Genomic DNA, 12371 nt, shown 5'->3' with positions numbered 1-12371 from the left:
CCCCTCCCAGGCCGTCAGGTGACGGAGACCGGCGAGGGGTCCCCCTCCTCCTCGGCGGACCGGGGCACGGCCGGCCAAACTCCCGTGCCGGACGCCACCACGATCGACCGCTTGCGGCGGGGCCGTAGGGTCAGGTGGCGCTCAACGTGCTGCTCCTCGTGCAGGTCGACGCGGCGGGCGTGCAGGAGCTGACGGAGTGTCAATAGACCCTCCAGGCGTGGGAGTTCGTCGCGGCTGACGATGAGGATGCGGGTGATGTCGTGCTCGGCCATGCGGTTGGCCAGGGTGCGCAGGGTCTCGTCGGCGTGGGCGGTCACGGCGGAGCCGGCGAGGCGCGACAAGGGGGTGTCGTCGGCCGCGCCGTGGACCAGCTGGTGCCGGGTCACGACCCCGGTCAGGGTCTCGCCGTCGAGGACGGGGTAGAGGCGCTGAGCAAGCAGCCCATCGGGGTCGCCCGCCTCGTACGCCGCACGCAGCACCTCGGCCGCCTCGCCCGCCGTCTGCTCGGCGCGCAGGGTGAGCCGGATCGGGGTCTCCAACTGCCGTACGAGATGGACCTCCAGCGGGTCGACCGAGTACTCGCGGGTCAGATGCATGCCGCGCCGGGCGAGCTTCTCCGTGAGTACCGAACGCTTGAGGACGATGACCGACAGCAGGTACGCGGCCGACGCGGTGATGACCATCGGGATGAGGGCGTTCATCTCATGGGTCAGTTCCAGGCAGAAGACGATGCCGGTGAGCGGCGAGCGCATGACGCCGCCGAGCACGCCCGCGAGTGAGACCAGTGCCCAGAAGCCCGGGCTGACCTGCGGGAAGACGAGCCCTTCGGCCGCTCCGAGCGCGCCGCCGATCATGAACATGGGGGCGAGCACACCACCCGAGGTGCCCGAGCCGAGCGACAGGCCCCAGATGAGGGTCTTGACGACGAGGATGCCGATGATCAGGCCGGTGGTGGCGCGGCCGGTGAGCAGCTGGTCGATGACGTCGTAGCCGACACCGAGTGCGCGGGGCTCGAAGAGGCCGCCGATGCCGATGATCGCGCCGCCGATCGCGGGCCACCACATCCAGTGGAAGGGCAGCTTCGCGAAGAGGTCCTCGGAGAAGTAGACGAGCCAGGTCGCGCCGAGGGCGAGCAGTCCGGCGGTCACGCCCGCGACGACGCACAGCCCGTACGCGGACGTGGGGAGGTGTGCGGGGACGTGGGCGCCGCCGAAGAGGGGCTCGGTGCCGAGCAGGGGACCGCGTACGAGGGTGGCGGTGGCGGCGGCCGCGGCGACCGGGAGGTAGGAGCGCGGGCGCCACTCGAAGAGCAGCAGTTCCACGGCCAGCAGGATCGCGGCCAGCGGCGCGTTGAAGGTGGCCGCCATGCCGGCCGCCGAGCCCGCTACGAGCAGGGCCTTGCGTTCGTCGGTGGTGACGCGCAGGTGCTGGGAGATGAGCGAGCCGACCGCGCCGCCGGTCATGATGATCGGCCCTTCGGCGCCGAAGGGCCCGCCGGTGCCTATGGATATCGCCGCCGACAGGGGCTTGAGCGCGGCGACGCGGGGCTGGACGCGGCTGCCGCCGATCAGGATCGACTCGATGGCCTCCGGCATGCCGTGGCCGCGGATCTTCTCCGAGCCGTACCGCGCCATGACGCCGATGACCAGGCCGCCGACGATGGGCATGACCACCAGGAGCCAGCGGTGCGGGGTGCCGTGCGGCGCCGTCGTCGAGAAGGCGAACCTGCCGTAGAAGCAGAGGTTGGTGAACAGCGCGATCAGCTTGAGCAGCGCGACGGCGACCAGCGCGGCCGCGGCGCCGATCGGGATGGCGAGCGCGGTGATGGCGGCGACGCGCGGCGGCACATGGAAGTCCCCCAGGTGCGGGATCTTCACGCCGTGCCTCTGCGCGGTCGGCGCCGGTGGATGGGACTGGGCAGCGCGGGAGAAGGGCATGGCAGGTCTCCATATTCGGGCACGAGCAGGTGCGGGAGCAGGCAGGGAGTCGCGGGCCCGGGCACGGTTACGTGCACGCGGGCGTGGCGCGGCGGGGAGGGAACGGGCGGCGCCGCCCGTCAGGAGAGCAGGGGAGCAGGGGGAAGGGGAGCAGGAGGGAACAAGGGGCGAAGGGGGCATTCGGCTGGTACCCGGGGCGCCGCGTGCTTCGTCGGACGCCGCGTCCCCGGGTACGGCTCGGTCAGTCGAGGACCGGGCGGGCCGAGGCGACGCGGCCGGGGCGCAGGATGCGGATCGTCGTGCTGTGGCAGATCCGGCAGGTGTTCTGGGTCAGCGGAGAGGGCTGCTTGACGCCACGCACGTAGTAGTCCGCGCGCAGGGTGCCGTGCGCGTCGATCGAGTGCTGTATCTCGTACGCGCCTTCCCAGGCGTGCCCGCAGTGCAGGCACACGAACGAATAGGCTTCGCGTATCGGCTCCACCGGCATCGTCAATCACTCCTTGCTGGCCGTTCCCGTCGCGCCCGCGCAGGTCCGGTCGTCCGAACACAGGCTAACATTGCATACTGCAATGATTGCAAGGGCCGCCTGCCCGTCTTGGGACAGCCTTGAACAAGTGGGGTGTATCGATCTCCATGGCGCACGACACGGCGCACGACACAGCGCAGGACGCGACGCACGGCAGGACGCATGGCGCGGCGCACGACTCGGCGCACGGCGAAGCCGCGGCGCGGAAGCGGTCCCTTGATCAGGAGGCCGACGAAGTGGCCGTCGCCGTCATGGCGGCCTCGCGGCTCCTGGTCGCGATCTCCGCCCGCGCCCTCTCGTCGATCGACGACTCCATGACGCTTCCGCAGCTGCGTGCCCTGGTGGTCCTCGAAAGCTGTGAGCCGCTGAAGCTGGCCGCCATGGCGGCGACGCTGGGCGTCAATCCGTCCACCGCCATGCGCATGGTCGACCGTCTGGAGGCGGCGGGCCTGGTGGACCGCAGGACCAACCCCGCCAGTCGGCGCGAGGTCGTCCTGAACCTGACCGACGCGGGCCGTGACCTGGTGGCCCGGGTGATGGCGCACCGGCGGGCCGAGGTCGGCGAGCTCGTCGCCCGGGTCCCGGCCGAGGAGCGGGCCGGGCTCGTGCCCGCCCTGCGTGCCCTGACCCGGGCCGCCGGAGAGCTGGCCGTCGACCCGTTCGACGAGGTGCGCCGCATGGGCGGCCTCGTCGCTGACCCGCTCGCGCCCGGCCGGTAGACGCGGCCGCCTGGGAAGGGTGGGCGAGATGAAGGTGTTGGTGGCCGGTGCGACCGGCTACCTGGGCAGTCGGGTCGTACGCGAACTGGCGCTGCGCGGCCACCAGGTGCGGGCGCTCGTACGCACCCCCGGAAACCTGGCGCCGATCCGTGAGCTGGTGGACGAGGTGCATATCGCCGATGCCACCAACTCCCGTACGCTGACCGGATCTTGTGATGGCGTCGATGTCGTGGTGAGCTCCATCGGGCTCGTCGGGAAGCGCGGTCGGCTCACCTGCTGGGACGTGGACTACGGCGCGAACCGGCAACTCCTCGAAGAGGCTCGGCGGGCCGGGGTCGGCAAGTTCGTGTACATCTCGGTGGTGCGCGCGCCCGGCCTGGAACACGTCCAACTCGTGCGCGCCAAGCGGGCGTTCGAGGCGGAGCTGAGGAGTTCCGGGCTCGCGTACACCGTCCTGTACCCGAACGGGTTCTTCTCCGACATGGACGAGTACCTGACGATGGCTCGCAGAGGGCGTGCCGTCGTCTTCGGCAAGGGGCAGTTCCGCATCAACCCCGTCGACGGGGCCGATGTGGCGAGCGCGGCGGCCGATGCCGTCACCGGGGCCGGGACCGCCGAGGAGATCGACCTCGGCGGGCCCGACGTGCTCACCCACGAACGCATCGCACGCGAGGCCTTCCGGGCCGTGGGCCGACCGGCACGCATCACACGCATTCCCGTCCGGGTGCTCAGGGCATCGCTGGCAGTACTGCGGCGGGTCACCCCGCTGCGGGTCCACGGGGTGGTCGAGTTCCCGCTGACCGTCCTCATCCAGGACGTCATCGCCCCCACCACCGGTCACCGCCGCCTCGCCGACTACTTCCGCGAGGCGGCGGCGGACGCCTGAGCGCCGCTCAACGCGGCACGTGCCTCTTCTCCACGGGACGAACTCCCGCCGCCGGATGGCGATATGGGGTGGAACGGGCTCGCGAGCGGTAGACGACGTACGGCCGGACGAGATAGCCCACCGGCGCGGTGAACGCGTGGATGAGGCGGCTGAACGGCCAGGCGGCGAACAGGGACATCGCGAGAAGCGCGTGCAGCTGGTACACCAGGGGCGCGTCGGCCATGGCGTTCACGTCGGGATCAAGGGCGAACAGGCTGCGGAACCGGACGGAGACGCCCAGGCGGTAGTCGTACGGGTTGGAGGCGCTGGTCGCGGTGGCGGTGAGCCCGGCCAGCAGCACCAGAACCAGCAGGGGGTAGACGGCCCGGTCAATGCGGCTGGTGGCGCCGCGCACGGCGGGGGTGCGCAGACGCCGCACGAGCAGGATGCCCAGGCCCGTGACGGCGGCGATGCCCGCCGCGCCGCCCATGGCCAGGGCGGAAGCGTGGTACATCTCCTCGCTCACGTGCAGGCGTTGGGTGACCGCCTCCGGGACCAGCAGGCCGGTCACGTGCCCGCCGATGACGAGGAACAGCGCGTAGTGGAACAGCGGGCCGCCCACCCGCAGCAGGCGGGACTCGTGGAGCTGACTGGAGCGGGTCGTGAAGCCGAAGCGGTCGTAGCGGTAGCGCCAGGCCGTGCCGGCGACCAGGACGGTCAGGGCGAGGTAGGGCAGGACGCCCCACAGGGCGATGTTCAGATGCGTCACCGGCGGGCTCCTTCGGTGGGCCGGGAACCTCGGGGCGGGAAGGGGGCGAGTTCGACGGTCTCGGTGGGCGGCCCGTTGCGGGCGAGCCGGAGGGCGGCCGCGTGATCGGCGGGCGCGGCACCGGGCAGCGTGCGGCACACCGCGCGCACGACATCGGCGTACGGGCTGCGGTACTTCTCCAGGGCGTGGCCGAGCAGTTCCAGTGCGGCCCGGTGCTCGACGAGAACGCTCAGGCCCGGCTCCGGGCAGCGGGCGGCGAACTCCAGGACGGCGGGCAGGAAGTCGGGCAGCTCTCCGTCGTCCAGCTCCCAGCCGTGCGCGCGGAAGAGCCCCTTGAGGCGGGCAAGGGACGCGCCCCGACGCCGGGTGCCGCCGTCCGTGTAGTACGTCAGATGCAGGGCGCGGCGCCTGCTGCGGTCGAAGGTGGCCACATAGCGGGCCGCCAGCTCTAGCGGAGCCACCTCTGTAACGGCGTCACAGAATCGCAGCAGCGCCAACGTGCCGTCGGATGCGGGCAGTTGGGAGAGTGCGGTCCGTACGGTGTTCAGGTAGGCGGGCCAGTCGGAGTCCGGAAAGGTGAGCAGGACGGACGCGGCCTGGTGAACTGCGCGGCGCGTCATCGGCTTTCGTCCTTCCGGCGGCGCGGGAAGAGGCCGCCCGGGGTGCCGCGGCCGTCCCAGTTGAGGAAGTTGACCCGGCCGCGCAGCCCCGTGCTCGCGGAGGCACCGGCGGGTACGGGCGGGGCGTGGAAGGTCTCCATGCCGGGCAGCCCGGCCTCGTACATGCCCGGCCCGCCGTCGCCGTCGCGGCCGCGATCTCCAGCGCCTCGTCCCAGCCGACGCGCACCAGACCGCCCTTGCCGCGCGCGGCCTGGTAACGGCGGCGCCGCTCGGGATCCCCGGTGACCTCGGCCCAGGCGGCCACCGGATCCTTCAGGCGCGCCCTCGCCTCCCGGTACATCTCCACCAGCACACCCCGGGCCAGCGGATGGCGCACCCGTGTCGGCGAGTACGTGTACCAGGAGAAGGAGGCGCCTCGGGGGCAGCCGCGGGGCTCGTACTCCGGCCGGTCGGGGCCCACCGACGGGTAGTCCGTCTCCTGCGTCTCCCAGGTGATCAGGCCGTCCTTGACGTACACCTTCCAGGAACACGACCCGGTGCAGTTCACCCCGTGCGTGGAGCGCACCACCTTGTCATGCGCCCAACGCTCCCTGTACGGGGCGTCGTTGACCTTCTGGTCGGCGCGGTAGACGGCCCGCAGATCCGGTGTCGTCGTGGTCCGCCGCAGTATCCGCCCGGCCCGCAGAAGCTGGTCCGTGGCGTTCGCCGCCACCCGTTCCGCTTCCTCGCGCGCACTACGCCGTACCGACACCGTCGCTCCTTTCACGGCTGCCCCGAACACGCCGGCCCTAGGATCTGACACACACGACCGGCGTTCCGCTTCGCCTTCAGACTGCATCCGGGATGCGATGCCTGAGGGAGCGACTCCGCAGAGTTGATGCGAGCTATACGCTTTTTGTCTTGCTCTTTGCAATACTTGCAGTGAGCATGAGTATGGCTGGTCGGCGGGGCGGCCGAAGCGAACCGTGCAGGCAGGGGAGGGTGGCGTACAGATGGGACAGGAAAGCGCTCGGGTGGTGGTCGACCTCGGCCAGGAACTCGCGGCAGCGTCGTTGCACACGGGCGGCGCACTGTGGCGGCTCGCCGAGAGCGGGCGCGGCCTGGACGCGAACCTGCTGCGGCTGCCGCCGCGCCGCACCATCAGCGAGCACACGGACCTTCAGCTCGACGTCCTGCTGATCGTCCTCGAAGGCGGCGGCGAACTCCGTACGGAGGCCGGGACCCAGGAGCTGCGCCCGGTCTGCGCGCTCTGGCTGCCCAAGGGCTCGCGGCGTTCCCTGGCCGCCGGGGTCGACGGGATGGGGTACCTCTCCGTACACGCGCGAAGGCCCGGGCTCGCCATCACGCGCCCGCAGGGCGACGCGGGCGGAGAGGCGGCCTGCCTGCTCGGGCGGGTGTGCCCGGAATGCGGCCGGCTCGCGACGGAGCGCGCGGCCCGGTTCTGCTGGAACTGCGGTACGGCGCTGGAGGGGTGAGGCCGGGTCCCGCGCGCCCCTTGGCTCAGCTGCCTCCGATACCCAGGGCGGCGAGGAGGACCAGGACGAGCGTGGTGGCCCCGACGAGGCCGTGAGCGGCGACGACGGGGAGGGGGAAGTGACGTTCGGCCGGTGTGGCTTCCGGCGTCCCGATCGGCACGCTGCGCACCGGCGGCCAGCGCCCGAACATGGTGAACCCCAGCACGGCCACGGCCACCAGAATCCCGAAGGACAGTTGTTCCACCTCGCGTTCCGCCTGTTCCACCTCGACGAGCGGGTCGCGGCGGACCTTTCCGGGCGGCCCAGGGCGGCGCGGGGTCACGGCCCGCCGGGTGCTGCGCTGGGCGCTACCCGGCTACGCGGAGAAGCCATGAGCTCACGGAACGCGGCCGCCCCCCGTCGCCGCGCCATGGCACAGCAGCGAGGCACTGCGTGGGGGGCTTGCACTTCTGTTCACGCCAACGGGTGAATCAGGGAATGGATGTCCGGGCTGCTTCCGCTCCATGCGGTGTCCTGGGGGCACGACATGCCGTGACGGGACTTTTGGGGGAGTGCATGGGTGTCTTCGTGCTGTGCGCATGGCTGCTGACCGCCGCCCTGGGCGGCTACCTCGGCACCGTATGGATCCGCCACGGCGGCCTGAGGCAACGCGCCCCCGGTGTGACGCGCCTCCCGCTGTGGCTGATCGGAGGCCATGTCTTCTTCGCCGTCGCGGGGCTGGCCGCCTGGAGCGGATACCTCATGGGCAACCTCCGGAGCCTGGCCTGGGCGGCGTGCGCGGGCGTCCTGGTCGTGGCCGCGTTCGGCTTCACGATGCTGCTGCGCTGGCTGCCCAGCTCCGGCCGCCACTCCCAGGGCAGCACCACGGCCGAGCGTCATTTCCCCTTCGCGGCGGTCGCCGCCCACGGCATGAGCGCGGGAGCCACCGTGCTGCTTGTGGTGCTCGTGGTGATTCGGCAGATGTGAGGCGCTGTTCGCGAGGGCTGTGGCTTCAACTACCGTTCCGTGAGAACGCGACGGAGCCAGCGGGAGCGGGCGTCGCGGGCGTCCTGGCTGAGGGCCGCCCGGGGCGCGAAGGTGTCGAAGCCGTGGAAGGCGCCGGGCCATACGTGCAGTTCGGCTTGGCCGCCGGCCTGCCAGAGCGCATTGGCGTAGGCCACGTCCTCGTCGCGGAAGGTCTCGGCCGACCCGACCTCGATGTACGCCGGGGGCAGCCTTGACAGATCCGTGGCGCGGGCGGGGGCCGCGTAGGGCGGCAGGTCCGCAGCGCCGTACCGATCCCCCAACAGGGCTTGCCACGCCGTGGAGTTGGAGGTCCGGTCCCAGGTGTCGATGCCCGCCATCTGATGGCTGGAGCAAGTCGTGCCGCGGTCGTCGAGCATCGGGGACAGGAGCAGCTGGCCGATCGGTGCGGGGCCGCCCCGGTCACGGGTGAGCAGGGCGAGAGCCGCCGCGAGACCGCCGCCGGCGCTCTTTCCTCCGACGATGATGCGGTCCGCGTCGATGCCCAGACCGGCCGCGTGCGCCGCCGCCCAGACGAAACCGGCGTAGCAGGCCTCGATCGGGGCGGGGTACCGAGCCTGCGGAGCCAACGGGTACTCGACCGAGACGACGGCCAACTCCAACGGAAGGGCCAATTCGCGCAGCAGGCGCGGGAGTACGGACCAGGCGTTGCCCATGATCATTCCGCCGCCGTGGAGGTAGTAGAGCATCGGCAGCGGGCCGCTGACCCCGCCGGGCCGAGCGCTCACCAGCGTGACGTCCTGGCCGCCCGACGCCCCCGGCACCCGTAGCTCGGCCACCTCGAAGCGGCCGTCGGCCCGCAGATCCTCGGCGGTCGGCCGGGCCCGGGTGGTGGCATCCCGCTCCTGCCGAGCCGCGAGGTTCTCCGGGGTGAAGGGCTCGGCTCTCAACGTCCCCAGAGACAGGCTCAGTTCAGGGTCGAGCGGGGGCGCGGCTCCAGGCGTCGAGGCCGGGGTGGGCTCCGGCGGCCCTGCGAACCCTGGTGCGAGATCCATACGGCGTAGTCAACCACCCGCCGGGCGGAAGCCAGTCGGTCGCCCCCCGGACTGTGTTTATGGCCGATTTTCCGTGCGCGCCCGGGGCTTCTTCCCGGAGCCGAATGGCCGATTGATATCGGAAAGAATGGCTGATTCAGGCGAGTTGGGCCGTGGTCAATGCTCTCATGCGGAAGATTTCATTCAGATCTCCCCACAGGAGTGACCGTGAGGTACGCTCGCCGTGAGCCCGACACCAGGCAGAGGGGGGTACGCCTTGGATGTGCAGGAGATGTTCGCGCGCATGGCTGATTTTCCCCGTCGGCCTCAGTGAAGCTGGAGCGATCCCGTGTTGCGGGATTCGGACAAAGCCCTACCTCGGTAAGGGCGGCAAGTCGGACAACCCGTACTTGAGCCTTGTTCCGGGGCGTCCCCGTCCCCGCCCGTGCCGGATCGCAGTGGATCGATTTGATCCAGGAGAGCCGATCCACGAAGAAGTGTGCGTCGCCGACGGTGCGGAGGCCCGCCTCATCACCGTATTTCCCATTGGCCCCCGACAAATGCGGCTCAATGGCGGACCGGCATTCAGACCTTATTCGATCAAGTGGCCGCACTGGCGCCCGGCCTCCACAGAGGCCCGCAGGCGGTCGCACGGGGGAAAGGGAACGCCGTACATGGCACCGATCAACGTGCTGATAGCTGACGACCAGGTCGTGACCCGATCCGGTCTCGTGGCCATGAGCAGAGAGGCGCCCGGGCTCGACGTCGTCGGAGTGGCGCAGGACGTGGCCGGCGTTCTGACCGCCGTCGACTGTGCAAAACCCGATATCGTCCTGCTCAATCTGCGCAAACTGACGGGCGACAGTCTTCGCCATCTTGTCCAGCTGATCGGCGCACACGTTTCGATCATCGTCCTGTGGTGCCACGACTCCGCCGTCACGATCCAGGACGCGTTACGGGCCAAGGTCGCCGGATTCATGGACCTGGAGATCCTGCAAGAGGAATTCGCCGGCATGATCGCTCTGGTCGGCCGCGGCTGTGCCGCCTATCTCGTCCCGCGAGAACGGATTTCCGGTATGGGTGACGGCTGCCCGATGTCTTCGCCCGCGGGGACGATATCGAATCTCACCTCACGCGAGAACGACGTTCTGCGACTGCTGGCCGACGGTATGACGAACAAACAGATCGGATCCTCTCTCCATATCGCCGAGAACACGGTCAAGAAACATGTCCATCGCGTCATGATCAAGTTATCGGCCTCCAGTCGGGTGGAAGCGGCGCTGCTCGTTTCCCGGCTCGGTCCGATGTCGTGAGCCCCGCTCAACGGAAGAGCGACGTGAGCAGCACCTCATAGGTCCGGACCGCGCCGGCGACCGCCGGTTCCCCCTTCATCGCCACCTCGTGCCCGAGATAGGTCAGCGCGCCCAGGAGGGCGAGCGCGAGTTGGCGGGAACTCTCGGGACCCGCCTCCGTGCCGTCTCCGCCGAGCCCGGTTCCGGGAGCCGTGGCGCGCGCCCGCTCCACGAGCCGGATCGTCGTCGACAGCCACCACTGCTCGTCGATCCGCCGCCAACGCTCGTAGCCGAGCACAGCGGGAGCCTCCAGGAGGAGCAGACGGGCGACGGCCGGATCCGCGCAGAACGCGATGAACTCACGTCCCGAGAGCAGGAGTTGAGCCACCGGTTCGTCCTCGACACCGAGGGCGCGGATGCGTACGGCGAGTTCGCGGTGGATGTCGTGCACGACATCCACCAGGAGCGCCTCCTTGCCCGCCCAGTGGTGGTACAGCGCACCCGTCGTGAGCCCGCAGCGCTCCGCGATCTCCGCGATCGTCGTCGAGGAGTACCCGCGCTCACTGAACAACTGCCGTGCGGTACCGGTCAGTTGGGCTCGGGTGGCCTCGGTTCGCTCTGCGTTGGTTCTGCGCGGTGACATACCGAACGATGCTATGTTCCTTCGATGATGGATGTCGACGCAGCGCAGGCCGTCCTCGATAACAGCCCGTTCGGCCCCTGGTGGGGATTCAGAGTGGAAGCCGTCAAGGAAGGGCGAGCCAGAGTCTCGCTGCCGCAGCGCCCCGAACTCTTCCGCCCGGGCGGCGTACTCCAGGGCGGGTGCGCGATGACCCTCGCCGATGTGACCTGCTGGATCGCGATCATGTCGCTGTTCGGCGAGGACGACCCCTCGGTGACCCAGCAGATGACGACCAGCTTCCTCGGGCCCGCCCGTACGGATCTGGTCTGCGAGTCGACGATCGTCCGGCCCGGGAGGCTGATCGTGTACGGGACCGCAGAGACGACGGACACGGCGGGGAAGCTGGTCTCCCACCACACCCTTACGTACATCCGGCCGCCGCAGCGGAACGCGGTCTGACGCTCCCGCGTCCTGATTTCCGGCCGCGGGCCGCCCGCGGCCGGTCACGCGCGGCTGAGCCGCGCCATGTCACAGCCCCGTACCCCCAAAAGATCCCCCGCATCACGCCTGAGCGGCAGGTGGTGCGGGGGTTGCTTGTGTGGCCCCCGAGCCTGAGAAACGTACCTCCGAAGTACCTCTTACGAGCCCCATGGTTACCCCCATGGTTCGGGACGAGATGGGTCCATCGTGGCCTACCGACGGCGCGAACCAGCCGGATAGGCTCAATTTCCTCGGCTACCGGAGGAGATTCGTATGGCTGCTGTCTATTCGGAGAATGTGAGCCTGGAGAGTGTCGGTGAACTCCCCGAGGAATACCGGGAGGTACTGACTCATCAGATGCTCGCCAATGGTGAGGGCGAGCTGAGCGCCGGCGACACCTATGTCGACTCGTTCTATCCGCTCGCTCCCAACGCCGACGAGCGCTATATGTGCCTCAAGTTCGGCATGGAGGAAGTGGACCACTTCCGGCGCTTCGCCAAACTGCTCACCCCGCTCGGCATCGACACCTCGCACATGGTGAACCAGGCCGTGGCAGACCGGCGTTACTTCCCCGCCGAGAGCATGACCACGCAATTCACCGTCTGGGAAGAGCGCGCCGCGTTCAGCTTCCTCTGCGAGCTCGAAGGGCATTTCCAGATCAAGGAAATGACCACGAGCACGTACGCCCCCCTGCGCGTCGAGGCCGACGCCATCCTCAAGGAGGAGGCCCGGCACTTCGGCTATGGCAAGCGCCTCATGCAGGAGGCGTACGACGCCGGCGGACAGTCCCGCGACCGGGCCCAGAGGGCGCTGGACCGGTTCTACCCGATGGCGCTCGACATGTTCGGGCGGCCCGACTCCCGGCGCGGACGCCTCGCCGTCAGGTGGGGCCTGCGCAAGCACGACAACGGCGAACTCCGCGAGCTCTACAAGACCGCGATCGCCCAGCACATCGAGAAGATCGGCTTCTCCGTCCCCAAGGTCGACCCCTCGCAGCTCCAGTTCGCCTGAGCGGCGCCGGGCCGCCCTCCCGGAACGACCCCGCCCTCCCCGGAAACGATCCGCTTCC

General features: G+C 69.9%; 15 protein-coding genes and 1 pseudogene. 7 read left to right on the top strand and 9 right to left on the bottom strand.

Annotated features, from left to right (window positions below):
* Nucleotides 1-14 precede the first annotated feature (14 nt).
* Together ACWC2B_RS06605 and ACWC2B_RS06600 are read right to left on the bottom strand one after the other, a co-directional pair.
* Entirely contained in the window at nucleotides 15-1937 is a 1923-nt protein-coding gene (locus tag ACWC2B_RS06605) for a chloride channel protein (protein WP_450715331.1), read from the bottom strand.
* Between the two features lie 241 nt (nucleotides 1938-2178).
* A complete protein-coding gene (locus tag ACWC2B_RS06600; RefSeq protein WP_450715330.1) occupies nucleotides 2179-2424 on the bottom strand; it encodes a hypothetical protein in 246 nt (81 codons plus the stop codon).
* 146 nt (nucleotides 2425-2570) lie between these two features.
* Between ACWC2B_RS06600 and ACWC2B_RS06595 the strand changes: the two genes are divergently transcribed.
* Together ACWC2B_RS06595 and ACWC2B_RS06590 are read left to right on the top strand one after the other, a co-directional pair.
* A complete protein-coding gene (locus ACWC2B_RS06595) occupies nucleotides 2571-3182 on the top strand; it encodes a MarR family winged helix-turn-helix transcriptional regulator (protein ID WP_450715329.1) in 612 nt (203 codons plus the stop codon).
* A 28-nt stretch (nucleotides 3183-3210) separates the two neighbouring features.
* Nucleotides 3211-4068, top strand: coding sequence for an SDR family oxidoreductase (locus tag ACWC2B_RS06590; protein ID WP_450715328.1), 858 nt, complete (start codon nucleotides 3211-3213; stop codon nucleotides 4066-4068).
* Nucleotides 4069-4075: 7 nt separating this feature from the next.
* On the opposite strand, the gene narI is transcribed toward ACWC2B_RS06590, so the two are convergent.
* From narI to ACWC2B_RS06570, 4 genes and pseudogenes are all read right to left on the bottom strand, one after another.
* Nucleotides 4076-4816, bottom strand: a complete 741-nt coding sequence (gene narI / locus ACWC2B_RS06585) for a respiratory nitrate reductase subunit gamma (RefSeq protein WP_450715327.1) — start codon at nucleotides 4814-4816, stop codon at nucleotides 4076-4078.
* Nucleotides 4813-5436: a nitrate reductase molybdenum cofactor assembly chaperone gene (narJ, locus tag ACWC2B_RS06580; RefSeq protein WP_450715326.1), complete on the bottom strand. Its 624-nt coding sequence runs from the start codon at nucleotides 5434-5436 to the stop codon at nucleotides 4813-4815. Before narJ ends, narI begins: the two co-directional genes overlap by 4 nt.
* Nucleotides 5433-5600, bottom strand: coding sequence for a hypothetical protein (locus tag ACWC2B_RS06575; protein WP_450715581.1), 168 nt, complete (start codon nucleotides 5598-5600; stop codon nucleotides 5433-5435). Before ACWC2B_RS06575 ends, narJ begins: the two co-directional genes overlap by 4 nt.
* A gap of 20 nt (nucleotides 5601-5620) precedes the next feature.
* Nucleotides 5621-6148 (bottom strand): annotated as a pseudogene (locus ACWC2B_RS06570) (nitrate reductase subunit alpha); the annotation flags it as partial.
* A 280-nt stretch (nucleotides 6149-6428) separates the two neighbouring features.
* Between ACWC2B_RS06570 and ACWC2B_RS06565 the strand changes: the two are divergent.
* Nucleotides 6429-6911 (top strand): cupin domain-containing protein, encoded by a 483-nt coding sequence (locus ACWC2B_RS06565; RefSeq protein WP_450715325.1) that lies wholly within the window; start codon nucleotides 6429-6431, stop codon nucleotides 6909-6911.
* Between the two features lie 25 nt (nucleotides 6912-6936).
* On the opposite strand, the gene ACWC2B_RS06560 is transcribed toward ACWC2B_RS06565, so the two are convergent.
* Complete coding sequence (locus ACWC2B_RS06560; protein WP_450715324.1) at nucleotides 6937-7233, bottom strand: hypothetical protein; 297 nt, start codon at nucleotides 7231-7233, stop codon at nucleotides 6937-6939.
* A 233-nt stretch (nucleotides 7234-7466) separates the two neighbouring features.
* Between ACWC2B_RS06560 and ACWC2B_RS06555 the strand changes: the two genes are divergently transcribed.
* Nucleotides 7467-7877, top strand: coding sequence for a hypothetical protein (locus ACWC2B_RS06555; RefSeq protein ID WP_450715323.1), 411 nt, complete (start codon nucleotides 7467-7469; stop codon nucleotides 7875-7877).
* Nucleotides 7878-7906: 29 nt separating this feature from the next.
* Here the strand turns inward: ACWC2B_RS06555 and ACWC2B_RS06550 are convergent, their stop codons facing one another.
* Nucleotides 7907-8929, bottom strand: a complete 1023-nt coding sequence (locus ACWC2B_RS06550) for an alpha/beta hydrolase (RefSeq protein ID WP_450715322.1) — start codon at nucleotides 8927-8929, stop codon at nucleotides 7907-7909.
* Between the two features lie 653 nt (nucleotides 8930-9582).
* On the opposite strand from ACWC2B_RS06550, the gene ACWC2B_RS06545 reads away from it, so the two are divergent.
* Nucleotides 9583-10221: a response regulator transcription factor gene (locus tag ACWC2B_RS06545; protein WP_450715321.1), complete on the top strand. Its 639-nt coding sequence runs from the start codon at nucleotides 9583-9585 to the stop codon at nucleotides 10219-10221.
* A 7-nt stretch (nucleotides 10222-10228) separates the two neighbouring features.
* Here the strand turns inward: ACWC2B_RS06545 and ACWC2B_RS06540 are convergent, their stop codons facing one another.
* A complete protein-coding gene (locus ACWC2B_RS06540) occupies nucleotides 10229-10843 on the bottom strand; it encodes a TetR/AcrR family transcriptional regulator (RefSeq protein WP_450715320.1) in 615 nt (204 codons plus the stop codon).
* 24 nt (nucleotides 10844-10867) lie between these two features.
* Between ACWC2B_RS06540 and ACWC2B_RS06535 the strand changes: the two genes are divergently transcribed.
* Both ACWC2B_RS06535 and ACWC2B_RS06530 read left to right on the top strand, forming a co-directional pair.
* On the top strand, nucleotides 10868-11281 hold the full coding sequence (locus ACWC2B_RS06535) for a PaaI family thioesterase (RefSeq protein ID WP_450715319.1): 414 nt from the start codon (nucleotides 10868-10870) through the stop codon (nucleotides 11279-11281).
* Nucleotides 11282-11575: 294 nt separating this feature from the next.
* Nucleotides 11576-12313, top strand: coding sequence for a Phenylacetic acid catabolic protein (locus ACWC2B_RS06530; protein WP_450715318.1), 738 nt, complete (start codon nucleotides 11576-11578; stop codon nucleotides 12311-12313).
* Nucleotides 12314-12371: the final 58 nt, after the last annotated feature.

The organism is Streptomyces sp. NPDC001415 (assembly GCF_053597395.1).
The sequence above is the reverse complement of the archived record's forward strand: the minus strand, read 5'-3'. Positions and strand labels throughout refer to the sequence as shown.

Bases quoted from the DNA above. Each gene is read 5' to 3' on its own strand.
- ACWC2B_RS06565 (WP_450715325.1), top strand. From the start codon at position 6,429: ATGGGACAGGAAAGCGCTCGGGTGGTGGTCGACCTCGGCCAGGAACTC.
- ACWC2B_RS06545 (WP_450715321.1), top strand. From the start codon at position 9,583: ATGGCACCGATCAACGTGCTGATAGCTGACGACCAGGTCGTGACCCGA.
- ACWC2B_RS06530 (WP_450715318.1), top strand. From the start codon at position 11,576: ATGGCTGCTGTCTATTCGGAGAATGTGAGCCTGGAGAGTGTCGGTGAA.
- narJ (WP_450715326.1), bottom strand. From the start codon at position 5,436: ATGACGCGCCGCGCAGTTCACCAGGCCGCGTCCGTCCTGCTCACCTTT.
- ACWC2B_RS06605 (WP_450715331.1), bottom strand. From the start codon at position 1,937: ATGCCCTTCTCCCGCGCTGCCCAGTCCCATCCACCGGCGCCGACCGCG.
- ACWC2B_RS06555 (WP_450715323.1), top strand. From the start codon at position 7,467: ATGGGTGTCTTCGTGCTGTGCGCATGGCTGCTGACCGCCGCCCTGGGC.
- ACWC2B_RS06595 (WP_450715329.1), top strand. From the start codon at position 2,571: ATGGCGCACGACACGGCGCACGACACAGCGCAGGACGCGACGCACGGC.
- ACWC2B_RS06575 (WP_450715581.1), bottom strand. From the start codon at position 5,600: ATGTACGAGGCCGGGCTGCCCGGCATGGAGACCTTCCACGCCCCGCCC.
- ACWC2B_RS06540 (WP_450715320.1), bottom strand. From the start codon at position 10,843: ATGTCACCGCGCAGAACCAACGCAGAGCGAACCGAGGCCACCCGAGCC.
- ACWC2B_RS06600 (WP_450715330.1), bottom strand. From the start codon at position 2,424: ATGCCGGTGGAGCCGATACGCGAAGCCTATTCGTTCGTGTGCCTGCAC.
- ACWC2B_RS06550 (WP_450715322.1), bottom strand. From the start codon at position 8,929: ATGGATCTCGCACCAGGGTTCGCAGGGCCGCCGGAGCCCACCCCGGCC.
- ACWC2B_RS06535 (WP_450715319.1), top strand. From the start codon at position 10,868: ATGATGGATGTCGACGCAGCGCAGGCCGTCCTCGATAACAGCCCGTTC.
- ACWC2B_RS06590 (WP_450715328.1), top strand. From the start codon at position 3,211: ATGAAGGTGTTGGTGGCCGGTGCGACCGGCTACCTGGGCAGTCGGGTC.